We start from the raw sequence: 24,523 nt of genomic DNA, 5'->3' as shown, positions 1-24,523 counted from the left end.
ACAACTCCTAAAAGCACTTTTTTAGCCTGGATAAGTACAAACGGCCTACCCCGCTTAAGACGAAAAGTGCCAAATGTCTTAAATCAACCGGGGTATTTTTAGGCGATGTTAAGACGCGCTCTTAACGCTTCTTAAATCTGGAGGGCAAACACTGAGTCCGCGGTGTGACGCCGTGCGTCACACGGGATCAAGCGGGAAAGTGAGCGAGCGGTTTGAGGCCGCTCACCGAGGTGGATCTACCGCGCTTCCCGGAGCATCGGGAAGCTAATCACGGAAATGCTCCGCGCGAATGCGTCCGCCGACGACTTCGCGCCTTAGATTTTCTCAAACAGCACGTCTTGCGCACCTTCCCACAGCACCTTGGTGCCGAGTTCGCGCAATTTCTCCCGGCCTTCGACGATGGTCAGGAAGTGATTGCCCGCGAGTTGGCCCATCTTGCTCGCGAAGCAGCACGAACCGTACGCGAGGATGATCTCGGTTTCGCTGTAACCGCCCGGATAGAACAGGATGTCGCCAACCGACGGATGGCTCGTGTGATTTTCGAAGCCGACTGCCGCGCCGTCGTTTTCCAGTTTGAAGTCGCCAAGCGGAACCCAGCAGCCCTCGCCGCTCCAGCGCACGTGGATGATCTTCTGACGGTACGGCAGAAGCTTCAGAAAGGCGGCCACCGTTTGCGGCGCGTCAGGATGAGTTTCGGCGGTAAACACATGGCCGCAGGAGGTGATTCGAAGTCGGGTCATTGTCAGGATCCGTGTGACAGGTTGAGTGAAAAGGTCGGTCAGACGATGGCTGGGGCGAGGCTGCAGGCGCAATATTCTGTCGGCCGGTGCAAGGCTTCGACAGATACACTTGCCGCCCAACTGGTCAGGCCAGTTGAACCAGTGGTGACGGCTGCCACGCAGAAAGCCCATCACCGTGTCCCGGCGACAAACCGCGAGGACTCGCCGCAATGCTCTGCAACCCAGCAAAGGCAACAGGTACTTCAGGCTGGTCTGCTCTATTCATAGTAGACAAGTGGGCGGGAAACCGGCCTGAACACCCTTCAGGCCCAAGCGTGCCAGCTCCATCTCCCGACCCGCCACGAAACTTCGTAGTTTGCAAGCGATGCAATGCGCAGCAAACTGCGAAAAGTGCATAACGTCCGTTCTGGCAATTCAACGGACGGCGAAGCTGGCGACGGAATCGGCATCACCGCGGAAATTACACGCGTCGCCGCGAAATCCTTGCCCTCGATACCCCTGCGACCACCTTGACATGCCGGGCCACACGCGGCCAGAAGTTCGCCGCGCCGCCTGGCAAAATAGCGTGTTGCAAACGGCGAAGACCCGCGCGCCAGCAGGTACCGGCGCGGCGCCCGGGCATCGCATGCTGGCGAGCCGCCCGCATCACCCAGCCGCGCAACCCGACTCTTAGCCGCGCAGCCGGTAGGCAAGCGGCGTCACACCGTAGCCACGCTTGAACTGCACGGAGAAATGACTGGCGTTCTCGAAACCAACTGCAAGCGCAATTTGCAGCACCGGCTGATCGGTGGCGCGCAGCAGCCTCGCCGCCTCCTCGAGCCGCAAACGCGTAACGAATTGATGAGGTGTTTCACCGGTCTCGCGGCGAAACACACGAGCAAAATGAAAACTACTTAACCCGGCCTGCGCGGCCAGCTCGCCAATGGCCAGATCGGCGGCAAGATTAGCGCGAATGTAATCGGTTACACGGCGGATGCGGCGCGGCACCAGCCGCTCGGGATGCGCCGGCAAGCCGGCCCCGGCCTGACGGCCGCGCGAGTAGTGTTGCAAAAGATGAGCGGCGAGCGCGTGGGCCAGCGCGTCGACATACAGCCGCGAGTCGGCAGGGTCGCCCGCGGCGCGGTGCAGCGCACCGAGCATCTCGGCGACCAGTGGATCGTGAAACTGCATCGCGTCGCCAAGCGTCAGCTCGCGTGAGCCGCCCAGTTCCATCTGGTCGGCAACGCTGTCGATCAGGCTGCGCTCCAGGTGCAAATGGACGGTCGACAGCGGTTCATCGCTGATCGAACGCCAGCGCCACGAGATCGGCACGGGCGGCACGAACCAGACGTCGCCCATGCGCAGCTCGGCGCTCTCCCAGCGGCCATTCACGTTGCGCTCGAGGTGTTCGGCGCCGCTGCCGAGCGTCATCAACGTGACGTCCTGCAGGCCAGGTGCTTCCAGCAGCTCCTGCTCGGCCGGCTCGAGATACGAGCGCAGCACCAGGTGCCGCCACGGGCGATCCACGCTCGACACCAGTTTCTGGCCCGCCATATAGCGGTCGTAGGCAAGCGTCGTTGTCAGCCTTGGAATTTTTGCCATCACGTCTCTTCCTGGGAGGTCCCTTATGTACATGTGCAAACCCTGTCACACCCCTGTCGCCGGTTAGAGGTCAGCGCAAGATCTCAAAAATGATAGCAAGGAACCGGCTACCGTAATATTTGGAAATAGTTAATCATCCAGGTTGTCGTCTTTCACGCGTTTCGAACGCTGGAGCTACCGTTTCATGGAACACGAATGCGATACGCTGCCGCATTGGCTGACCGGCTCGCCGCAAGGCGAAGCCAGCCACGTGTCGGCGGCTTACAACTCAGCGGTTACCGCAGAACCGGCTTACCCGGCCGGCACGCGGCAACCCGAGAATTCAGCCCACGCGGCTGAAGCATCCCGGGCATCCGCCCGCACCGCATCAGGCATCGCGCCCGCAGGTTTCCTCACACTCTTCACCGAGGAGGAGATCGGCACGCCCTCGCCCGCCGCGCGGCGGGCCGCACCGGTCATCAGTCCGCTGGTGCGATTTGGCAGCGCGCAGGACCGCATGGAGTTTGTGCGGCGGCGCATCAAGCAACTCGGCTTCGACTCGTTCAGCTATTCGGCCACGCGCACCAGCGCGCACCACAAGACGATGTTCGTGCTGACGAGCTACGAGTCGCAGGCATGGCTCACGCGCTATTTCCGCGAGCGTTATTTCGAGCTCGATCCTCGGGTCGCCCTGGCGTCGCCGACCGGCATGCCGTTCCTCTGGAACACGGCCGACATGCGCGCCGACCTGCCGCGTGCGCAGATGCGCAGCGAAAGGCTCGGCGGGCTGATCGACATGCTGGAGGCCACCGGCCGCAAAAGCGGGATTCTCACGCAGATGCCGCTGCCCGAGCCGGAGTTGAGCGCAAGCCTGTGCTTCAACTCGGAGATCGGCAACCCGCGCTGGATGACGGAGTCGATCGTGGCCGAAACGCTGATGTTCGCGCACACGATCCACGAATTCATCTGGATGCACGCGAAGAGCGTGATCGGGATCGCGCCCGCGGAGCAGCAGCGCGTCACGCTGAGCGAGTTGCAGCACGCGGTGTTGAAGGCGGTCGTGCAGGGGCAGCGCGACAAGGAAATTGCGTATTTCCTCGGGCTGTCGCCGCATAACGTCGACTATCACCTGCGGCGCTTGCGGCAGTTGTTCAACGTGCGCAATCGCGTGCAGTTGATCAACGTGGCGCAGGGGTATGTAACGTAAGGGAACAGGAAGGGACGCTACGGCTCGCGCGCTTATCGCGCCGGCCGTAGCGTTTGATCTTTAACACCGCATCCGCGCCGCCCGATGGGCGGCGTCCAATCTCAAACGCTGCGCATCGTGCGCAGGCAATCCGCCGCGAGTTGCTGGTAAAGCCGGGTGCCGGCCGATTTCGCCACGATCTCGTCATCGCTCAGCGCGCGCACCACCCGCCCCGGCACGCCGGCCACCAGCACACCTGCCGGCACCCGCCAATCCTTCTTGACGAACGCGCAGGCGGCCACGATGCTCGCCGTGCCGAGCACGACGCCGTCCATCACGACAGCGTGCATGCCGACCATCGTGTTCGGTTCCAGCGTCGCGCCGTGAATGATCGCGCTGTGTCCGACGTGACTGTCGACGCCGAGCCGGCAAGTATTCGCCACGCCGGTATGCAGCACACAACTGTCCTGCACGTTGCTGCCGCGCTCCACCACCACCGCGCCGAAATCGCCACGCAGGCTTGCATGCGGGCCGATGTAACAGCAGGCGGCCACCGTCACGTCGCCGATCAGCACCGCACTCGGATGAACGTACGCCGATGGATCGACGTGCGGCCGCTTGCCGTTGAACTCGTAGAGCGCCATCGTGCCGCCGTTGCGGTTCAGCCCGCGTCCGCAAGCACGTGATAGTCGTCCGCGCCCCAGTACGCGCGCATGCGCAGAATCTTGCCGGCGGCGTCGAAGTCCATCACGTCGGTCACGTCGATATGCGCGGGCCGGCCGTCCTGCCCCGTGATATGCACGCGAAAGCTGATCGACGCGCTATTGCCGTGCGAGCCGCGCGGCGGTGTCATCAGTTCGAGCCGGGCCCCCACCGAAGTCGCGTACGTGTAGAAAGTCTGGATCTCGCTCCTGCCCTCTTTCAAGGGCGTGCCGACCGGGTCTTCCACGCTCGCGTTATCGGCGAACAACGCGACGACGCGCGCGGCGTCGGCCGCATTGAAGGCCTCGATGTATTCGACGAGGCGGCCCTTCATGTATTCGCTGGTGTTCATCTGTGCTCCTAGCGCGCGGTATAGCCGCCGTCGATCACCAGCTCCGTGCCGGTCACATAGCGGCCGGCGGGCGACACCAGATACAGAATGCCTGCCGCGATATCCTGCGGGTCGCCGATCTTCGCGAGCGGTACGAGCGTCTTCATATGCGCGAAAATCTGCTCCGGGTCACCGAGCTTTTCGAACGCCTCTTCCAGCAGCGGCGTGCGGATAAAACCCGGGTGCACGGAATTTGCGCGGATGTTCTGCGCGGCGTACAGCATCGCTTCGGTCTTCGCCATGAGCCGCACGGCGCCCTTCGATGCGTGATACGCCGGCACGTCCGGCCCGCCAACCAGACCATACATCGAGGACAGGTTCACGACCGAACCGCCGCCCGCCGTCAGCATGTGCGGAATCGCGTACTTGGTGCAGAGGAACACGCCCGTCACGTTGACGTCGATGACTTTCTGCCATTGCTGCAGCGTCATTTCGTGCGTCGGCAGATTCGCACCTTCGATACCGGCGTTGTTCACCAGTGCGTCGAGCCTTCCGAAGCGCGTGGCGATTTCGCCGAACACGCGCTGCACGTTGTCTTCCTGCGTGACGTCCATCTTCCAGAACGCCGCGCGGCCGCCCGACTCGTTGATCTCGGCGACGAGGCGCTCGCCCGGCTCCGTCAGCACGTCGAGCACCGCGATCGCCGAACCGGCCGCCGCCAGGGTGCGGGCTGTCTGCGCGCCGATGCCGCGTGCGCCGCCGGTAATGGCGGTCACCTTGCCGCTCATGTCGAACAGTTGATGGGGAAATGTCATACCGTCTCCGTCATGTTGTAGTGTGAATTTGCGCGGCGCCCGGACCTGAGCGGGTTGTGCGGATTGTGCGGGGCACACCCCTCGAGCCGCTCACCCCGGTTGCGCCGCATCCGAAGCATGCCTCAAGCGGCGCGCCGCTCCGCGAGAAATTCCAGGCATTCGCGATTGAAATACCGCCGATGTTCGACCATCACCCAGTGCCCGCAGCGATTCATCAGAACAAAGCGTGCGTCGGCGCAGTGTTCGAGAAACCGCAGCGCGCCGCTGGCTGGATTGAAGCGGTCGTCCGTGCCCCAGAAACCCAGCACCGGACATTTGAGTTCGGCGAGACGCTCAGTCAGATTGGGCACGCGCATGGTCGACAGCACTTCGGGTGGCTGCTGCTCGCACACGCTTAGCCGTTCTTCGACCAGCGCATCCGTGACGAGGCTGCGATCGAACACCAGCAGTTCGAGCAATTGCCGCATCGTCAGGCGGTTCATCTGACGGTTCGTGAAGAGCGAGACCATCTTCTGGATGCCTTCCATCCTGAAGTAGGTCTCGCGTTCCTCGACACCGCCCGGCGCCATCATGATCAGGCTGTCGACGTCATCGGGATAGTCGAGCGCGTACTGCAACGCGATCGCACCGCCAAGCGAATTGCCGAGCAGGGTCGCCCGGCCGATGCCGTTCGCCGTGAGTTGCGCGCGCAACGCGCCGACGAAGAAATCGAGTGTGTAGTTCACGTCCGCGGGCTTTGACGACGCGCCATAGCCCGGCAGATCGACCACGATCGCCCGGTGACCAGCTGCCGCGAACTGCGGATAGTTGTGCTTGAAGTTGCTGAAGCCGCTCGCGCCAGGGCCGCTGCCGTGGATAAACACAACGGGTGCGCCGCTGCCGGCTTCGAAGTGATGCAACGTCAGGCCGCCGGGAACCTCCGTGAAAATTCCCGTGGGCGCCTGCAAAGCTTGCGTCGTGCCGCCGGACTTGCCATGCGTGCCGGCGAGCGTATTGGCGTGTTCGGATTCGGTGGGCGTTGCGTTCATGCGCGCTTGTCTCCGTTGTCGGCCGGAGTTAGTGCAAAGCACTTACTCCGGCCCCATGCAAGTTGGTTGTTGCGTCGCGCCGCGCTCTTTTGCGCGGCAGAGTGTATGAGGGTCGCCAGCGAACACATCATCCGGTCGAATCCGCAACGGAACATCGTCTTTTCAGACTACGAGGCAGCGCCGCATTTCTCCTACCATCGGGCACACATGAACAGACGGAGACAGCGGCAATGACAGGGTTCGATTTCAGCGGCAAGGTGGTGCTGGTGACAGGCGGCACCAAGGGGATCGGCGCGGCCATCGCGCAAGCGTTTCAGGCGGCGGGCGCCACGGTTTATGTGTGCGGACGCACGCCGCCTGAGAACACGGCTACGGGTTTTCCTGAGAACGCGCCGCGTTTCATCGCCGCGGACGTGCGCGACATCGACACCATCGACGCCATGCTCGCGCGGATCGAACGCGAAACCGGCCGGCTCGACGTGCTCGTCAACAACGCGGGCGGCGCGCCGTTCGCACTTGCCGCACAGGCTTCGCCGCGCTTTACCGAAGCCGTCATCCGCTTGAACCTGCTGGCGCCGCTGCACATCGCGCAACGCGCGAACGCGCTGATGCAACAGCAGCCGGAAGGCGGCGTTTTACTTTTTATCGGCAGCGTGAGCGGTTTGCGGGCCTCACCGGGAACAGCGGCCTATGGCGCGGCGAAAGCCGGCCTGCTGAATGCAGTGCGCTCGCTCGCGGTGGAATGGGCGCCCAAGGTTCGCGTGTGCGCGGTGAGCCCGAGTCTCGTCGAAACCGAAGCCGCCACCAGCGGTCACACGGGTTCCGCCGCGATGGACGGCGCAAACGCGCTCGACAGTATCACCGCAACGATTCCCGCTGGCCGGCTGGCAAAACCGGGCGACGTGGCCTCGGCGTGCCTGTTCCTCGCCTCGCCGCACGCCGCCTACGCATCGGGCAGCAATCTGATTCTCGAAGGCGGTGGCGAAGTGCCCGCCTTTCTCGCCGCCACCGACCTGCATAAAGCGTTCGCGGCCCACCCATAGACGCATTCACCGGCCCACGCCTCGCATCCCTGGGGCAAGCGACTAGTCCGTTTTGACGATTCTCGCGCCGCACGTGCCCCCTAACCTCTGATCACAACAAATTTCAGACGTGACCACAGAGGAGACAGGATGCAGATCAACGGAACACAAACGCGCGCACCGGTAATGCGCGCACTGTGCGCGGCATGCAGACTCGCCGTGCTGACAGCGGCGTCGGCGGCAACCATGACGACCTTCGCCACGCCTGCTTACGCGGGCGACACCATCAATCTCGGCACGGACACCACGCTCGACTACACCTTCACGCTCGGCTACGGCCTCGGGATGCGCACGCGCTCGCCGAGCGGCAATCTGCTCACGCCGGCGAACATCAACGGCGACGACGGCGACCGCAACTTCGCGAAGAACAAGCTGATCGAGAACCAGGTGAGCCTGCTCGGCGAGGTGAACCTCAAGCACGACGACTGGGGGGTCTTCGTGCGAGCCAACGTGTTCTACGATCAGGCCTACCAGCACCCGAACAGCAACAACGCGCCCTACACCGTCAACCATAGCGGCGCATACAACCAGTTCACCAGCGACGCGAGCTACTTTGCCGGTGGCTATCCGCAGTTGCTCGCGGCCTACGCGTACGACACCATCCATCTGGGCAACACGAGCCTGAACGTCAAGGTCGGCGATCAGGTTGTCGCGTGGGGCGAAAGCGTGTTCTTTCCGAACATCGCGGGCGCCCAGGGGCCGTCCAACGCCACCGCTTCGTATGTGGCCGGCGCCGAGGTCAAAGACATCCTGCTGCCCGTGCCGCAGATTTCGACGCAATGGCAACTCGCGCCGAACTTCAGCCTGCTCGGCTACTACCAGTTCGCCTTCGAACCTAACCAGCTCGTGCCGCCGGGCGCTTACTGGAGCTACTCGGATGTCGTCGGTCCCGGCGCGCAATACATCATCGGCCCCGGCGGCATCAAGATTCCGCGCGGCAACGACATCCGGCCAAACGGCGACGACCAGTGGGGCCTCGGCGCACGCTGGCGCGTCTTCGGCGACACCGAAATCGGTGCGTACTACCTGCATTACAACGACATGAACCCGAGTGTCGTGACGACGTATTTCCCCACGCTGCAATATCAGCAGAAGTACTTCGACCACATCAAGCTCAGCGGCCTGAGCTTCTCGACCGATCTGAACGGCGTGAACGTCGCGGGTGAAACATCGTACCGGCAAGGCGCCGCGGTGCTCGTGAACACCCCCACGGGTGCGCAGTCGACGCGCGGCGACGTATGGCAGTCGAATCTCTCGGCGATCTACTCGATCGGACCGACCTTCCTTGCCGCTTCGCAAACGCTGGTGGGCGAAATCTCCTATGTGCACGCCGGCAACATCACGCCGGTCATGGGGTCGACGACGCTCACCAACACGCGCAACTCCGCCGCCTTCGAGGTGGCATGGACGCTCAGCTACAAGAACGTCTTCAACGGCTGGGACGTCGACGTGCCGATCACCTACGCCGACGACTTCACCGGCCAATCCGCGCTAAGCGGCGCACTCGGTTCGCTGACTGGCGTGGGTGACCACCGCGTGACGGTCGGCGTGAACTTCACGCGCCTGAGCAACCTGAAACTCGGGATCGTCTACGCGAAATTCCTCGGCACGCCGGACCCGACCAATCGTCCGCTCGCCGATCGCGACTACGTGCTCGCCACCGCCACTTACTCGTTCTGATGCTGCGAAGCGCCCCGCACATCGCGTGCCTCGGGCGCTTTCCAGCAGGCAGCACCCTTTGAATCAGCCGTCTTTTTACTGCAAGAGGATTTGGTCATGAGTCGAATTTTCAATCCCGCATTGCGTGTCTGCGTGTTCGCGGCAGGCGCCGCGCTCGCCTTCACACTGGGCGCCCCGTCGTTTGCCAAAACCAGCCCGGAAGATCTCGCCAAACTCGAAGGCCCGCTCACGCCGATGGGCGCCGAGCGCGCGGGCAACGCCGACGGCACGATCCCCGCATGGAGCGGCAAATGGTTCGGCACGCCGCCGGGCGTCGACTACAAACCGGGTCAGCGCTTCCCCGATCCGTATGCGAACGAAAAGCCGCTCTTCGTGATCACCGCGCAGAACATGCAGCAGTACGAAGCACGCCTCACCGACGGCGAGAAGGCGCTGCTCAAGAAGTATCCCGACAGCTTCAAGATTCCGGTCTATCCGAGCCACCGCGATTTCAGCTATGGCGACGCCGTGTACAAGGACATTCGCCTGTACTCGCCCAGCACCACGATGACGAAAGACCAGAACGGCCTGAAGGACTTCCCGCCGGTCACGCCGTTCCCGGTGCCGAAAAACGGCGTCGAGGCAATGTGGAATCTGCGCTTCGCCTCCGCGGTCGAGGGCGAAACCGCGACCTACGACCAGGCCGTGGTCTACCCGGACGGCAATATTGCGTGGGGCAAGGTGCAGTACGCGATTTACGGGCCGCGCAGCGCGGAGCACTTCGATCCGAAGAACCCGCTGAACGCGAAGAGCTTCTTCCGCCAGACCACCATGCTGCCGCTCTCCGATCGCGGCACGATCATCACCGGCTATGAAATGTGGGACCAGGAAGGCTCCGACACCCGCCGCACATGGTCGTATAACCCCGGTACGCGGCGCGTGCGCCAGGCGCCGGAGTTCGGCTTCGATCAACCCGAAGGCCCGGGCGGCTTTCGCACCGTCGACGACGACCGGCTCTTCAACGGTTCGGGCGAGCGTTACGACTGGAAGATCATCGGCAAGCGCGAAGTGTATGTGCCGTACGACAACTACAAGCTGATGGACCCGTCGATCAAATACACCGATCTGCTGACCAAGGGGCATGAGAACACCCAATACATGCGCTTCGAACTGCATCGCGTGTGGGTATTGCAGGCCACGCTCAAGTCCGGCTATCGCCATCAATACGCGAAACGGGTGCTGTATCTCGACGAGGATACCTGGAACGCAGTTGCCGCCGATAACTACGACGCACGCGGCACGCTGTGGCGCACCAACCTCGCCCCCACGCTCTACGCGTTCGACGCCAAATCGTTCTACTCGACCGCCGTGTTCTATCACGACCTGATCTCCGGCGCCTATTACGCGGACCGTCTGTCGAATCAGGAACCGATGCCGGTGCTTACACGCGGCTCGCAACTGACCGAAGCGTACTTCTCCCCGGATGCGATTCGCGGCGCGGGCAATTGATTTCGTTGCGCCCCTCTTGAAACCACGGCCGGGGACGGATTCCGATCCAGCCCCGGCGCTTTTCCCTTTCTATTCGCGCTCGCGATGACTTCGACACTTCACACCACGCTCGGCGACGAGCTTTACCACGCATGGCGCGAGCGCGCGCCGATCGCACCGTTCTCGGCGCGCGCCGCGGGTTTGCCGCTCGCCGACGCCTACCGCGTGCAGCAGCACTTCGTCGCCCGTCGCATTGAAGCGGGCGAAACCATTGTCGGCAAGAAGATCGGCGTGACAAGCCAGGCCGTGCAGGACATGCTCGACGTGCGCCAGCCGGATTTCGGCGTGCTGCTCTCCGGCATGCACTACGTCGCCGGCGAGGACATCCCGATCGACAAGCTGATCGCGCCGCGTGCAGAAGGCGAAATTGCCTTCTATCTGAAGGACGATCTGCGCGGCCCGGGCATCACGCGAGAGGCCGTGCTTGCAGCAACCGAAGCGGTCGGCGCGTGCTTCGAGATCGTCGATTCCCGCATCCGCGATTGGGCGATTCGCATCGGCGACACGGTGGCCGACAACGCGTCCTGCGGCGTCTACGTGCTCGGCGACGAACGCGTCGCGCCACACACGCTCGATCTCGCCGCCTGCCGCATGACGCTCGACAAGAACGGCACGCTGGCCGCAGAAGGCGTCGGCGCCGCCGCGCTGGGCCATCCGGCCGACGCCGTTGCATGGCTCGCGAACACGCTGGGCGAACTCGGTGTGCCGTTGCTCGCGGGAGAAGTCGTGCTGTCGGGTTCGCTGGCGGCCTTGATTCCCGTCACGCGCGGCGACCAGTTGCACATGCGGATTGAAGGCATCGGCAGTTGTTCCGTGCGCTTCATCTGACCGTTTGACTGTCTTTTCCTTGAGGATGCACTGATGAGCAAGATTAAATGCGCGCTGATCGGGCCCGGCAATATCGGCACCGATCTGCTGTACAAACTGCGCCGCAGCGCGGTGCTCGAACCCGTGTGGATGGTGGGCGTCGACCCCGGCTCCGACGGCCTCGCGCGCGCCCGCGAAATGGGGCTCAAAACAACCGCCGACGGCATTGACGGCCTGCTGCCGCATCTCGCCGCCGACGATATCCGCATCGCCTTCGACGCGACTTCCGCGTACGTGCACCGCGAGCATTCCGACAAGCTGACCGCGCGCGGCGTGCGCGTGATCGACCTGACGCCCGCCGCGATCGGCCCGTTCTGCGTGCCGCCGGTCAACCTTGCTGCGCAGATCGACCAGCAGGCCATGAACGTCAATATGGTCACCTGCGGCGGACAGGCGACGATTCCGATGGTGTATGCAGTTTCACGCGTACAGCGCGTGGCGTACGGCGAGATCGTCGCAACCGTATCGTCGCGTTCGGTCGGACCTGGCACGCGCAAGAACATCGACGAGTTCACCCGCACCACAACGCTTGCCATCGAGCAGATTGGCGGGGCTGCGGCAGGCAAGGCCATCATCGTGATCAATCCGGCCGAGCCGCCGCTCATCATGCGCGACACGATCCATTGCCTGACCGAAACCGATCCGGACATCGAAGCAATCACGGCATCCGTGCACGCCATGATCGAGGAGGTGCGCCAGTACGTGCCCGGCTATACGTTGAAAAACGGCCCGGTGTTCGACGGCCGCCGCGTGTCCGTGTTCATGGAGGTCGAAGGTCTCGGCGACTATCTGCCGAAGTACGCGGGCAACCTCGACATCATGACCGCCGCTGCCGCGCGTACCGCCGAAGTCTTTGCCCAACAGATGCTTGCCGCATCCCCTGCCACCGCGTAAGGAGTCCCCATGTCTTTAGCAGGAACCCGCATCACCGTCCACGACATGACGTTGCGCGACGGCATGCACCCCAAGCGTCACCAGATTTCGCTCGATCAGATGCGCTCCATCGCGCGTGGCCTCGACGCTGCCGGTGTGCCGCTCATTGAAGTCACGCACGGCGACGGCCTGGGTGGCGCATCGGTCAACTACGGTTTTCCGGCGCAGACCGACGAGGCGTATCTGAGCGCCGTAATCGCCGAACTGAAACAGGCCAGGGTGTCTGCGCTGTTGATACCGGGCATCGGCACGGTTGACCATTTGCGCATGGCGCACGGGCTTGGCGTGCACACGATTCGTGTGGCGACGCATTGCACGGAAGCGGACGTGTCCGAGCAGCACATCGGGCTTGCCCGCAAGCTGGAGATGGACACGGTGGGCTTTCTGATGATGGCGCATATGTCGCCGCCGGAGCAGCTCGCGAGCCAGGCGAAGCTGATGGAGTCGTATGGAGCGAATTGCATCTATATCACCGACTCGGCGGGCTATATGTTGCCTGACGATGTGACTGCACGGATTGCTCTTGTTCGCGCCGCGTTGAAACCTGAGACGGAACTGGGGTTTCACGGGCATCACAATCTTGCGATGGGCGTTGCCAATTCGATTGCGGCTATTGCTGCCGGGGCCAATCGCATTGACGCGGCCGCGGCGGGGCTTGGGGCGGGTGCCGGCAATACGCCGATGGAGGTTTTTATCGCCGTGTGCGAGCGGATGGGGATTGAGACTGGCGTTGACGTGTTTGGGATTTCGGATGTCGCCGAGGATCTGGTGGTGCCGATTATGGATGCGCCGATCCGGATTGATCGCGATGCGTTGACGCTTGGGTATGCGGGGGTTTATTCGTCGTTTTTGCTGTTTGCCAAGCGGGCTGAAGCGAAGTATCGGGTTCCGGCGCGGGATATTCTTGTCGAAATGGGGAGGAGGCGCCTGGTCGGCGGGCAGGAGGACATGATTGAAGATACGGCGTTGACGTTGGCCCGCGAGCGGGGGGTGTTGGTGTTGTAGTGTTGCCCCTGTGCGGGGCGGCACTTTTTTTTGGCCTTTCCTTGTTCTGATTTCTTTGGCCTTTCCTTGAGCTGGCTTTTTGGCCTTTCCTTGGTTTCTTATTGGTCTGGTTTGGCTGTGCGCTTACGGCGTTGGCCTTTCCTTGAATTGTTATTGGTTTATTAGTGTTGCCCCTGTGCGGGGCGGCACTTACTTTCTTTGCCGCCGCAAAGAAAGATAAGCAAAGAAAGCGGCTCACACCGCCAGCTCATAAGTGGGTCCCCCGCACAGCCACGGTAGTGGTGCATCTGGAATCTGTGTTCTCGCACACTCCGCGTTAGCGACACAGCGCTCATTCGCTCCCACTCCGCACTGCGTGCGTCGCGGATGGGTCTGCCAGGGAAACCCGAGGCTTCGTTTCGCGTGGCCGGGGCCATTGGCTTGGTTTCGTTTCACGCAGCGGGGGCCATCGGCTTCGCCTCGGCGAAAGACCAACCGGCTCTGCGCGTTGGAAGCGTGGTCGACGCTAAACATAGCTAACGATACGCAGGTGCTGCAGGGTGCCAGCGCCACGCCGCTTTGCGAAGTACTCGAGTACGACACACCGCTCGTGAAACGAGCGGGTCTCAGGTACGACATGCCGCATTAGTAAGTACCGCTGAGGTGCAAACGACAAGCGGTTTAGTGAACTACCGCGTCGGCGCGCGCAGCGCCGCCGGAAGAATGACGCCCTTGTCACGAGCGCCGAATGTGCGAGAGCACGGATTCCAGATGCACCACTACCGCAACTGTGCGGGGGACCCACTTATAAGCTGGCGGGGTGAGCCGCTTTCTTTGCTTATCTTTCTTTGCGGCGGCAAAGAAAGTAAGTGCCGCCCCGCACAGGGGCAACACTAATAGACCACTAACACAACAAGGAAAGGCCAACGCCATAAAACCACAACCAAAGCGCCGCGCAGGCAAAAAAAACAAACCTTTATTCCTCAAACACATGCCGCAAAGCCGGCGGCTCCCCCCCATCCCGCACCTTGATCTCCACCACCTTTCTCGCCGTGCTCGAAGGCCGCACATCCGCTGCATCGAGATAAAACTGCGAGTACCAGTCCCGCATCTGATACAACGGCCCATCGCCCTCGCACAACAACGGATTGTCGATCCGCGTCTTCGTGTCCCAGATCGCCACATCCTCATAGAACGCGGCCTGCGCCTGCTTCGAGTAAGCCCGTGCAATCTCCATGTTCTGTTCGTCCGATAAACCCGGCACCTTCTTCACCATCACCCCATAACGCAGCTCGAAGCTGTTCATGTCAATCGGCACATGGCAATTCAGCAGAATCGAGTGAATCGGATGACCACCGCTTTGTCCCGTCATTTCCGTGATGTGGTACGCCGGGCCAAAGTATGTGGATAGCGCAACCAGCTCGTCGTCGCCCAGACGTTCGCTGCGGCCAACCAGCAGTTGCGTCGCTTTATGTCCTTCGAAAAGATTCGCGAAGTAGTCGACCGGTGCGCCATGCACCGTGGCAAAGTGCGCCATGTCGGAAATGTTGTCGACCAGCTCGCGGCAGTTGGTGCCGATCGTCATCAGGTCGACGACCCAATCGGACCACTCGTCGGAGAAACATGCGTCAATGCGCGGAATCGCGACGTCTTCGCCCGGCGGATTGCCTTCCGGATCGTGCCAGATGAACAGTAACCGGTTCTGCTCGCAAGTCTGCCACGTGCCGATCTTTGCCTTCGGCGGAATCCGCTTGCAGTAGGGAATCGACTGGCAGTTGCCCTCGCCGTCCCACTGCCAGCCGTGAAACGGACACACCAGCGTGTCACCGTCCACACGGCCAGTGCTCAGATCGCCGCCCATGTGCGGACAAAAACCGTCCACCACGTTCACCCGACCCTGCGAATCCATAAACGCGGCAAGACGCTGGCCGAAAATGTTCAGCGTGTGCGGCTTGCCGTCCTTGTATTCGCTGGCAAGTCCAAGGCAATGCCAGCCGCGCGCATATCGCTGCACCAACGGCTGTGCTTCAATTCTGTAGGGACGTGCGGACATCTCTTATCTCCTCCAATGGAAAAGACGGCGCTTCTGAATAGCCGCCGTCATCGGTGCTTCTGCGCAGCGGGCGCAGACCTTCATGCTCACGCTCGACGATAAGCGCGACGCACTCCGCCTTCATCGTCCCGACGGACTAGGGACTTCAGCTACTTCAGCGGCGCCATTCGCGCCCGTCGGTGTCCGCCGTTGTCCGTAGCTATCCGCTAGCGCGCCGGATTGCCATGCTCGAGCGCAGCCGGCTCGACTTCGCCGGAAGCCGATGCCGCACCACGCACGGGGGCATCCGTTGCATTCGGCATGTTCGATTCCTTCGCCACGGCCGCGCCCGTCGCGCCAGCCCTCGCACCTGCTCGCCGCTCGGCCCGCTCCACCCCAAGCCATGCCGCAAGCGCCGGCAGCAGAAACACCGCGCCGAACAGATTGACGAGGAACATGAAGGCAAGCAGCACGCCCATGTCCACCTGGAACTTGAGCGCGGAAAACGCCCACGTCCCCACGCCGATGAACATGGTCACCGCAGTAAACAGGGCCGCGGTGCCGCGTTGACGCATCGCAGCCGCGAACGCCTCGGGCAAGGTGGCGCCGCCGCGTACCTCATGCTGCAAGCGTTCGTACAGGTAGATGCCGTAGTCGACACCCACGCCAACACCCAGCGTAATCACCGGCAAGGTGGCAACCTTCAAACCGATGCCGAGCCACGCCATTACCGCGTTGCACAAGATCGACACCACCGTCAGCGGCACGACGATGCACAACACCGCACGCCACGAGCGGAACGTCACGAAGCACAACAACGCGATCGCACCAAAAATCGACAGCAGCATCGCCACTTCGGCGTCGCCCACCGCTTCGTTGGTCGCGGCCATCACACCCACGTTGCCGCCCGCGAGCCGGAACGCAATGTTCGGTGTGTGATCTTCAGCGGCCAGCCGTTTGATTTCGTCGACGATGTGCGCGATCGTCTTGCCCTCGTGGTCCGTGGTGTAGATCAGCACCTGAATCGCCTGGCAGTTCTCAGTGTTCATGCCGTTATCCGGATCGAACGCACTCGCACCTTGCGTGAGACCGTCGCTCGAACGCGGCAGTGCGCCCCAGCGCGGATTGCCCTCGTTGAAAGCGGCAATCGATATCTTCGCGAGCGAAGGCACGCTCACCACCGACTGCACACCCGCCACGCCGCGCATCGCCATCTCGAAGCGCTCGATCGCGCTCATCACCGGGTAATGCAGGCAGGCGTCGTCGTAACCCGTCGTCTCGACAATCACCGCGAGCGCATCCACGCCGATGTTGTACTGGCTCGTGATACGCGCGTTATCGAGGTTGTAGCGCGACGTGGCGCGCAACTCCGGCGCTCCGGCGCCGATATCGCCAATCTGCAGATTGCGCGACTCCCGCGCGCCGAACGCGAGCAACAGCAAGGCGATCACGAACACGCCGAGCGCCGGCGCGGGCCGGGCGAAGATCGCGAAGCGCTTCCACAGCCGGCTGCCGCCTTGCACCGCGCGGCTTTGCGCGCGCGCCAGGGTACCCGCTTCCAGTCGCGTGTACGACAACAGGATCGGCAGAAACACCTTGTTGGTGACAATCATCAGCAGCACACCAAGGCATGCCGTGACACCCAGCTCGCGCACAATCTCAATCTGGATGCGCATGATCACCATGAAACCGAGCGCATTCGTCAGCAGTGCAACGGTACCCGGCACAAACAGTTTGCGAAACGCGTCGCGTGCCGCATCGGCCGGGGACATGCCGGCGACCAGCGCCTGCTTCCACGCATTGGTCATCTGCACCGCATGCGAGACGCCGATCGAAAAGATCAGGAACGGCACGAGAATCGACATCGGATCGATACCGAGACCCAGCACCGGCAACGCGCCGAGCAGCCACACCACCGGCAGCAGCGCAACGAACAACGCCAGCACCGTGGTCTTCGCCGAGCGCGTGTACGCAAACAGCAACGCAGCGGTAATCAGGAACGCGAGCGCGAAAAACCCGATCACGCCACTGATTCCCTGCTCCACGTCCCCCACGAGTTTCGCAAAGCCGATGATGTCGACCTCGACATCCTGGTTCGAATAGCGCGCGCGAATCTGTTCAAGTTGGCGCGCCACCGCGCTGTAATCCAGATGCTTGCCGGTAACCGGATCGGTCTCGCGCAACTCCGCGCGGATCAGCGCGGAATGCAGGTCGTTGCCGACCAGCCGGCCGATTTGTCCGGAACGCGCCACGTTGCGGCGTACTTTCGCAAGGTCGTCGGGATTGCTGCTGCTGAACTGACCGGGCACGACCACGTCGCCACGAAAACCCGCCTCGGTGACCTCCGTATAGCGCACGTTCGGCGTGAACAGCGAGAACACGCGCGAGCGATTCACGCCCGGAATGAAGAACACGTCATCGGTTGCGTGACGCAGAGCGTCCATGAACGCCGGGTTGTAGATGTCGCCGTGGCCCTTCCAGCGCAGACTCACGAGGATCGTGTTCGCGCCCGGAAAGGCGCTCGCATAGCGGTTGAACACCTGCATATACGGATGCTGCATCGGGATCATCTTGTTGAACCCGGGATCGAGCCGCAGACGCGTGGCGGAACAGCCCAGTGCGACGGTCAGTGCGAGACACAGCGTCAGCAGGATGCGCCTGTGCCGCATGATGGCGTCGGCGCAACGTTCGACAAAACGTGAAAGACGGGACGGAGAAGGACGGGACGATGCGTTCATGATGCGTCTCACGGCAAGGCAACTGGGAGCGCGGCGGGCGTGGCGATTTAGTGGCCGGCGGGCGCGCTATGGAATTTCGGAGAACGAAGCCGCGAACTCAGGACGGTGACGCGCGCGGAGCTGCAGGCGCTGGACTCATCGTTGGCGAAACCGGCAGCAACGCCACGCCCGCCTCGCCGCCCAAGGCAAGCTCACCATGCCCGGCGTCGACCACGGCAGCGAGGCTCTGCACGCCGCCGACTTTGCGTACCGTGAAGCTCTGCCCGTTATCGCGCGAGATGACGATTGCGCCGCCCTGGCCGACCAGCACGAGTTCGCCGTCAGCCAGTTGAACCGCGCCGAAGTACGAGGTGCCGACACGACTATCGATATGGGTCCACGTGTCGCCTTGGTCAGTGCTGCGCAGCACGTTGCCGCGCATGCCGTACGCGAGCCAGTCGCCGTTTTCCAGCTTCAGCACGCCGAATAGCGAACCCTGATAAGGTACGGGCCGCTTCTCCCACGTCGCGCCGTTATCCGTCGAACGCAGCAGCGTGCCGGTTTCGCCGGCGATCATCAAACGGCCGCTTGCGTCGCCTGCAATCGCGTTCAGGTGGCGATCGTCGGCGGGCGTTTTCTGTTGAGTCCAGGTGGCGCCCGCGTCGTGCGAGACGAATAGCTGTCCGAAGCTGCCGCTGGCGAATACCAGTCCGCTCGCGTTGCCCCACACGGACAGCAGCGGGTCCGAATGCTTGCGATCGAAACGCACCTCGCTCCAGTGCGCGCCGCCATCCACGGTGCGCACGATCCAGCCGTCATGTCCCACTGCGATGCCGATGCGCGGCGAGATGAAGAACACCTGGGTGAGCGTGGACGCTTCGTCGGAGACCATCGCCGCCTGGCGCCAGGATGCGCCTGCATCGTCGCTCAGGAGAATGACGCCGCGCTCGCCCACCGCGACGAGGCGCGCGCCCGCTTTGGCGAGTCCGTTGATCTGCAGGCGGTCGGCCTGAATGGTGGTTGCCGCGAAAGCCGGCAACGGGCGAGGCGAAAACGCAAACAGCGCCGCGCCCAGCACCGCCGCGGAGAGCAGCAAACCTGGTAGTGTCGATTTCATTTTTGTCTCCTGTCGGCCCGAGTTGGCGCTTTAGCTGTCGACCCGAGTTAGCGCTTTAGCGCTTACTCGGGTCCCATGCAAAGCTCTTACTCGGGCCCCATGCAAGGCTGTCGGCTGGAGTTAGCGCTTTAGCGCTCTACTCCAGCCCCATGCAAAGCTCCGAGTGCGGTCTACGCCGCTGTTTCGAAGAGTGCGGCAGCGCCCATGCCGCCACCAACGCACATCGTCACGACGACAAAGCGCACACCGCGCCGCCGCGCTTCGAGCAGACCGTGCATCGTCATACGGGTGCCCGACATCCCGAACGGATGGCCGACCGAGATCGCACCGCCATTCACGTTCAGACGATCGGAAGGAATATGCAATTGATCGCGGCAATAAATCACCTGGCACGCGAACGCCTCATTCATCTCCCACAGGCCGATGTCGTTCACCGTCAGCCGATGACGCGCCAGCAGTTTCGGCACCGCGAGCGCCGGGCCAATGCCCATTTCGTCGGCTTCGCAGCCCGCCACCGCCATGCCACGGTAAATGCCGAGCGGCTTCAAACCGCGCTGCTGCGCCTGCGCTGCGCTCATCACGACCACCGCCGCCGCGCCGTCGGACAATTGCGACGCATTGCCCGCGGTGATGAACTCGCCCTGCGCCACCGCTTCGCCGCCGCTCCAGACCGGCTTGAGCGCCGCCAGACTGGCCGCGCTGGTGTCGGCGCGATTGCATTCGTCACGGGTGGCGCGCACGCTTTCGCTGCCGGCCGGTTTGCCCTCCTTGTCGAACAACGCGCGCTGCGCGTCGAACGGCACGATCTCTTCGTCGAAGCGGCCCGCTGCCTGAGCCGCGGCCGTGCGCTGCTGACTGGTCAACGCGTACTCGTCCTGCGCCTCGCGTGAAATCCCGTAGCGCCGCGAGACGATTTCCGCCGTTTCGATCATCGCCATATACGCGGCCGGCTGATGCGCGAGCACCGCTTCGGAGCGTGCCCGGTACGCGTTCTTGTGCTTGTTCTGCGTCAGCGTGATCGACTCCACACCGCCCGCCACCACAATTCGCGCGTCGCCGCACAAGATGTTTTGCGCAGCTGTCGCAATTGTCATCAGGCCGGACGAGCACATCCGGTCCATCGCCATGCCCGGCACCGAGGCCGGCAATCCCGCCGCGGCCGCCGAAAGCCGGCCGATATTGTAGCCTTGCGTTCCTTGCTGGGCGGCACAGCCCATCAGCACGTCGTCGATATCGGAGGGGTCGAGCTGCGCGCGCTCGAGCGCGGCACGCACCACGTGGCCGCCAAGCGCGGGCGCTTCGGTGTCGTTGAACACACCGCGAAATGCCTTGCCGATCGGTGTGCGCGCAACCGAGACGATGACCGCTTCGTTCATGAGATTCCCTTTACTGGTTTCTACAGGTAGTAGCGGCTGATGGTGTCCGCCACGCAACCGGGTTTTGACTCGCCGTCGATTTCCACGCTCACGCGAATCCAGGCCTGCACGCCGCCTTCAATCGCTTCCGCACGCAGCAACTGGCCGACCCCGCGAGTGCGCGCGCCGGCTCGCACCGGTGCGGGAAAGCGGATCTTGTCGCAGCCGTAATTGACGCCGAGCCGCGCGCCGTCGACACGCACGATCTGCGGCAGAAAATAATTGACAAGCGAGAGCGTGAGAAAACCGTGCGCAATGCAGCCGCCAAACGGACCATGGCGAGCGCGTTCGGCGTCGACGTGAATCCACTGATGATCGAGCGTCGCGTCGGCGAACAAGTCGATGCGCGGTTGATCGATCGCAAGCCACGCGCTCGCACCGAGCATTTCGCCCACCGCGGCTGTCAGCGCTTCGGGATGGGCAAATACGCGAGCGGGCTGGCTGTGGCCGCCCATGTCGTCCACGTTGCCATCTCCGCGCGTGCCGCCGATGCCGCCGGCTTCAGTCATCACGCTGTCCATCACGCGTGCTGACTGCTGACCGACAGCACTTCGCCGGTCATATACGACGCGTAGTCGCTTGCCAGAAAAACCATCACGTTCGCCACCTCCCACACTTCGGCGGCGCGTCCGAATGCTTCACGCGACGCCAGTTGATCGAGCAGATCGGCCGAAGCCGACTTCTTCAGAAAATCGTGCAGTGCAATACTCGGCGCCACTGCGTTGATGCGCACACCGAACGGTGCGGCCTCGAGTGCCGCGCAGCGCGTGAGCGCCATCACGCCGGCCTTCGCCGCCGCGTAATGCGCCTGCTCCGCCTGCGCCCGCCAGCCGAGCACCGACGCGTTATTCACGATCACGCCGCGGCCGCGCTGTTGCATATGCGGCAAGATCGCCCGCGTCATGCGGAAGGTGCCGGTAAGGCTAATGTCGATCACCCGCGACCATTCGGCATCGTCCATTTCGACGATGCGACGCGCGCCGCCGAGCCCCGCGTTGTTGATCAGCACGTCGACGCCTTGCATCCTGTCTTCGGCGTCCGCCACCAGCGCGCGTACGTCGTCTTCCACCGAGACGTTGCACAGACGGCCGTAGATCTTTTGTAAGCCCGTTTCCGCACGCAAGGTCTCGACTGCTTGCGCGAGGCGCCGCTCGTGGATGTCGGAGATGAAAAGCGCGCGGCAGCCTTCTTCGGCACAGCGTTTGGCGGCGGCAAAGCCGATGCCCACACCGGCAGCCGCCGTAATCAGCACGGATTTACCGGCCAGCAGTTGATGGCCCGGCACATAGGCAGGCGCGGTGCGCACCGTTTGGGATTCGTTCATAGCGTTCCTCGGGGTTCTCTTGGCATACCGAGCCCGCGCTCGGCCATGATGTTCAATTGGATTTCGTTGGTGCCCGCGTAGATCGTGTCGGCGCGCGAGAAAAGGAACACGCCTTGCAGGCGGGTGCGCTTTGCGTTGGCGCTATCGATCAGATTGGCGTCGAGGCCCAGCACATCCATCGCCAGTTGGCCGAGCTCGCGATGCCAGTTCGACCAGTAGTACTTGTAGATCAGCGCTTCACGGCTCAATGCACCACCGTCGTTCTCACCGGCATCGGCGCCCGCCAGCATGCGCAGCGCGTTGTAACGCATCACGCGCAAACCGGCCCACGCCCGCGCGATCCGTTGACGAACCAGCGGATCGTTCGCGACTCCCGCCTCATGCGCCGCGTCAATCACCCAATCGAGTTCGCGAATGAACTGCATCTGCTGGCCCAGCGTGGACATGCCGCGCTCGAATCCGAGCAGCGTCATCGCAATGCGCCAGCCGTCACCCGGTGCGCCAACCAGATCGTCAGCGGAGGCGAGCGCGCCGTCGAAGAACACTTCGTTGAATTCCGCGCCGCCGTTCAACTGCCTGATCGGGCGAATCTCGATACCGGGCTGGTCGAGCGGCATCAACAGGAATGAGAGTCCGCGATTGCCGCGCGACTCCGCGTCGGTGCGCGCGATCACGAAGATCCAGTCGGAATCGTGCGCGAGCGAGGTCCAGACTTTCTGGCCATGCACGCGCCAATTGCCGTTTTCGTCGCGCACCGCACGTGTGCGCACGTTCGCGAGATCCGATCCCGCGCCCGGTTCCGAATAGCCCTGGCACCAGAACTGCGTGCCGTTCAGGATGCCGGGCAGGAAGCGCTTGCGTTGGTCTTCGGTACCACAGGCGATCAATGTCGGTCCGAGCAATCCCTCGCCGATATGGCCCATGCGCCCTGGACCTCCGGCGCGCGCGTATTCCTCGTGAAAGATCACCTGTTCGGCGACGGACATCCCACGGCCGCCCTGTTCTTTCGACCAACCCAGGCCGGTCCAGCCGCCGCTCGCCAGTTCGCGCTCCCACTTCTTGCGCAGCGCCGGATAGGCCTCTTCGTCGCCGGGGCCGCCGCGGTATTGCAGACAGGCGAACTCGCCGTTCAGATGCGTACGCATCCAGTCGGCGACTTCCGCACGCAGGCGCTGTTGTTGCGTTTCGTTGTTCATCAGAGAACCCCCGCGAGGACGGCTTGCGCGTGGTCGGTATGTGCCGGTGGCAGCGGCAACGCGGCGCCCGATACCTCGCTCCGATCGATCACCTGCTCCGCGATAAGCGACAGCATCTGCGCGGTGGTGCCGAATTGCGCGCTGCAAGCCTGTGCGCGCTTGAAATACAGTTGTGGGTCGTATTCCCATGTGAAACCGACGCCGCCGTGCAACTGGATCGCTTCCTGGGCGCAGAAGCGGAAGGCGTCGTTGGCGGTGGCTTTGGCTGTGGCGATATCCGCCAGCACGTCCGGCGCTAACGAAACGCCAGCCTGGTCGCGCTGTTCACTGTGTGCCCGATCCCACGCCTGGGCCGCACCGAGCACGGCCGACTGCGCCGCTTCGATCTCGACCATCATCTGCGCACATCGATGTTTGACCGCCTGAAACGACGCAATCGCACGGCCGAACTGCACACGCTCCGCGGTATAGGTCAGGGTGAGGTCAAGACACTGCTGCGCGCCGCCGAGTTGTTCGGCGGCCAGCGCCAATGCTGCGAACCATGCGGTATCGGAAAGCGCGCGTTGCACCTCGCTGCCGCATACCATCATGGCGTCACGCGGCACGTCGACCGCATTCAGTTCGATACGTGTCAACGGACGCGTCGCATCCAGCGTGACAAGCGGCGTGCGGGTGAGGCCAACACGATCAGCCTGGGTCAGTTCGAACAATCCAGTGGTCTGTGCTTCGTTCGCGATCAAGGCGGGCACCAGCAACAGATCGGCGCTCGCGCCATCAACAACCTGGGCCAACGTCCCGGACAAACGGTAACCGTGAGCCGTCTCTTCCGCGTAGACGGTCACCGTACGTGCGTCAAAGCCGGGCACGGCATATGCCGAAGCCCTGCGCCCATCGAAACCACCCGCCGCATCCAACGCCAGCGTCGCGCTCACCTCGCCGCTCGCGATCCGCGAGAGCCACGCGCGAGCCGCCGCGGATTCGCACCGCGCGAGCGCCGTGGCCGCCAGACACACCGTGCCGAAGTAAGGCACGCAAGCAAGGCGCCGCCCCATCTGTTCCATCAGCAGCACCAGTTCCATCGCACCCAGGCCCGCACCGCCGGCCGCCTCCGGCACGGTCAGCGCGCACCAGCCGAGTTCGCGCGCGACTGTGCGCCACAACGCATCGTCGCGACCCGAGTTGTGTTCGATCGCGTGCCGCACCGCCGCCGATGCACTGCGCTCGGCCAGCACCTCGGCGGCCGAATCGCGAATCATGATCTGTTCTTCGGAGAAAGCGAGGTTCATC

General features: G+C 63.2%; 21 protein-coding genes. 7 read left to right on the top strand and 14 right to left on the bottom strand.

From position 1 onward, the window contains the following. Nucleotides 1-314: 314 nt before the first annotated feature. The gene (locus tag BCY88_RS28075) at nucleotides 315-740 is read right to left on the bottom strand and encodes a DUF3830 family protein (protein WP_120347410.1); all 426 of its coding nucleotides are present in this window, start codon (nucleotides 738-740) and stop codon (nucleotides 315-317) included. 669 nt (nucleotides 741-1,409) lie between these two features. After that, nucleotides 1,410-2,321 (bottom strand): helix-turn-helix domain-containing protein, encoded by a 912-nt coding sequence (locus BCY88_RS28070; protein ID WP_120347409.1) that lies wholly within the window; start codon nucleotides 2,319-2,321, stop codon nucleotides 1,410-1,412. Nucleotides 2,322-2,505: 184 nt separating this feature from the next. Here BCY88_RS28070 and BCY88_RS28065 point away from each other — a divergent pair, with 184 nt between their 5' ends. Continuing rightward, the gene (locus BCY88_RS28065) at nucleotides 2,506-3,507 is read left to right on the top strand and encodes a helix-turn-helix transcriptional regulator (RefSeq protein ID WP_120347470.1); all 1,002 of its coding nucleotides are present in this window, start codon (nucleotides 2,506-2,508) and stop codon (nucleotides 3,505-3,507) included. 101 nt (nucleotides 3,508-3,608) lie between these two features. Here the strand turns inward: BCY88_RS28065 and BCY88_RS28060 are convergent, their stop codons facing one another. The 4 genes from BCY88_RS28060 to BCY88_RS28045 form a co-directional block, all read right to left on the bottom strand. Beyond that, on the bottom strand, nucleotides 3,609-4,130 hold the full coding sequence (locus BCY88_RS28060; protein WP_120347408.1) for an LbetaH domain-containing protein: 522 nt from the start codon (nucleotides 4,128-4,130) through the stop codon (nucleotides 3,609-3,611). A 17-nt stretch (nucleotides 4,131-4,147) separates the two neighbouring features. Continuing rightward, nucleotides 4,148-4,540, bottom strand: coding sequence for a nuclear transport factor 2 family protein (locus BCY88_RS28055; protein WP_120347407.1), 393 nt, complete (start codon nucleotides 4,538-4,540; stop codon nucleotides 4,148-4,150). Nucleotides 4,541-4,548: 8 nt separating this feature from the next. Further along, complete coding sequence (locus BCY88_RS28050; RefSeq protein WP_120347406.1) at nucleotides 4,549-5,334, bottom strand: SDR family NAD(P)-dependent oxidoreductase; 786 nt, start codon at nucleotides 5,332-5,334, stop codon at nucleotides 4,549-4,551. Between the two features lie 122 nt (nucleotides 5,335-5,456). Beyond that, nucleotides 5,457-6,362: an alpha/beta fold hydrolase gene (locus BCY88_RS28045; RefSeq protein ID WP_120347405.1), complete on the bottom strand. Its 906-nt coding sequence runs from the start codon at nucleotides 6,360-6,362 to the stop codon at nucleotides 5,457-5,459. Between the two features lie 230 nt (nucleotides 6,363-6,592). Between BCY88_RS28045 and BCY88_RS28040 the strand changes: the two genes are divergently transcribed. The 6 genes from BCY88_RS28040 (at nucleotide 6,593) to dmpG (ending at nucleotide 13,456) form a co-directional block, all read left to right on the top strand. Continuing rightward, nucleotides 6,593-7,405, top strand: coding sequence for an SDR family oxidoreductase (locus tag BCY88_RS28040; RefSeq protein WP_120347404.1), 813 nt, complete (start codon nucleotides 6,593-6,595; stop codon nucleotides 7,403-7,405). A 129-nt stretch (nucleotides 7,406-7,534) separates the two neighbouring features. Then, nucleotides 7,535-9,124, top strand: coding sequence for a DUF1302 domain-containing protein (locus tag BCY88_RS28035; protein WP_120347403.1), 1,590 nt, complete (start codon nucleotides 7,535-7,537; stop codon nucleotides 9,122-9,124). Between the two features lie 96 nt (nucleotides 9,125-9,220). After that, nucleotides 9,221-10,612, top strand: coding sequence for a DUF1329 domain-containing protein (locus BCY88_RS28030; protein ID WP_120347402.1), 1,392 nt, complete (start codon nucleotides 9,221-9,223; stop codon nucleotides 10,610-10,612). Nucleotides 10,613-10,696: 84 nt separating this feature from the next. Further along, a complete protein-coding gene (gene dmpE / locus BCY88_RS28025) occupies nucleotides 10,697-11,479 on the top strand; it encodes a 2-oxopent-4-enoate hydratase (RefSeq protein WP_120347401.1) in 783 nt (260 codons plus the stop codon). 33 nt (nucleotides 11,480-11,512) lie between these two features. Then, nucleotides 11,513-12,412, top strand: a complete 900-nt coding sequence (locus BCY88_RS28020) for an acetaldehyde dehydrogenase (acetylating) (RefSeq protein WP_120347400.1) — start codon at nucleotides 11,513-11,515, stop codon at nucleotides 12,410-12,412. Nucleotides 12,413-12,421: 9 nt separating this feature from the next. Further along, nucleotides 12,422-13,456, top strand: a complete 1,035-nt coding sequence (dmpG, locus tag BCY88_RS28015) for a 4-hydroxy-2-oxovalerate aldolase (RefSeq protein WP_120347399.1) — start codon at nucleotides 12,422-12,424, stop codon at nucleotides 13,454-13,456. 955 nt (nucleotides 13,457-14,411) lie between these two features. Here the strand turns inward: dmpG and BCY88_RS28005 are convergent. The 8 genes from BCY88_RS28005 to BCY88_RS27970 all read right to left on the bottom strand — a co-directional run bounded on the left by BCY88_RS28005 (nucleotide 14,412) and on the right by BCY88_RS27970 (nucleotide 24,522). Continuing rightward, on the bottom strand, nucleotides 14,412-15,488 hold the full coding sequence (locus BCY88_RS28005) for a 3-ketosteroid-9-alpha-monooxygenase, oxygenase component (protein WP_120347398.1): 1,077 nt from the start codon (nucleotides 15,486-15,488) through the stop codon (nucleotides 14,412-14,414). A gap of 206 nt (nucleotides 15,489-15,694) precedes the next feature. Continuing rightward, nucleotides 15,695-18,205, bottom strand: a complete 2,511-nt coding sequence (locus BCY88_RS28000; protein ID WP_120347397.1) for an efflux RND transporter permease subunit — start codon at nucleotides 18,203-18,205, stop codon at nucleotides 15,695-15,697. A gap of 97 nt (nucleotides 18,206-18,302) precedes the next feature. Beyond that, nucleotides 18,303-19,301: a WD40/YVTN/BNR-like repeat-containing protein gene (locus BCY88_RS27995; protein WP_120347396.1), complete on the bottom strand. Its 999-nt coding sequence runs from the start codon at nucleotides 19,299-19,301 to the stop codon at nucleotides 18,303-18,305. Between the two features lie 170 nt (nucleotides 19,302-19,471). Continuing rightward, the gene (locus tag BCY88_RS27990; protein WP_120347395.1) at nucleotides 19,472-20,677 is read right to left on the bottom strand and encodes an acetyl-CoA C-acyltransferase; all 1,206 of its coding nucleotides are present in this window, start codon (nucleotides 20,675-20,677) and stop codon (nucleotides 19,472-19,474) included. A gap of 20 nt (nucleotides 20,678-20,697) precedes the next feature. Beyond that, on the bottom strand, nucleotides 20,698-21,171 hold the full coding sequence (locus BCY88_RS27985) for a MaoC family dehydratase (RefSeq protein ID WP_120347469.1): 474 nt from the start codon (nucleotides 21,169-21,171) through the stop codon (nucleotides 20,698-20,700). A 65-nt stretch (nucleotides 21,172-21,236) separates the two neighbouring features. Next, on the bottom strand, nucleotides 21,237-22,040 hold the full coding sequence (locus BCY88_RS27980; protein WP_120347394.1) for an SDR family oxidoreductase: 804 nt from the start codon (nucleotides 22,038-22,040) through the stop codon (nucleotides 21,237-21,239). Continuing rightward, nucleotides 22,037-23,236, bottom strand: coding sequence for an acyl-CoA dehydrogenase family protein (locus BCY88_RS27975; RefSeq protein ID WP_120347393.1), 1,200 nt, complete (start codon nucleotides 23,234-23,236; stop codon nucleotides 22,037-22,039). The genes BCY88_RS27980 and BCY88_RS27975 overlap by 4 nt, the downstream gene beginning before the upstream one ends. Next, nucleotides 23,236-24,522 (bottom strand): acyl-CoA dehydrogenase family protein, encoded by a 1,287-nt coding sequence (locus tag BCY88_RS27970; protein ID WP_120347392.1) that lies wholly within the window; start codon nucleotides 24,520-24,522, stop codon nucleotides 23,236-23,238. The genes BCY88_RS27975 and BCY88_RS27970 overlap by 1 nt, the downstream gene beginning before the upstream one ends. Nucleotide 24,523 lies beyond the last annotated feature (1 nt).

The sequence above is a fragment of the Paraburkholderia fungorum genome (genome assembly GCF_003610895.1).
In the GTDB taxonomy this organism is placed as follows: domain Bacteria; phylum Pseudomonadota; class Gammaproteobacteria; order Burkholderiales; family Burkholderiaceae; genus Paraburkholderia; species Paraburkholderia fungorum_B.
The sequence above is the reverse complement of the archived record's forward strand: the minus strand, read 5'-3'. Positions and strand labels throughout refer to the sequence as shown.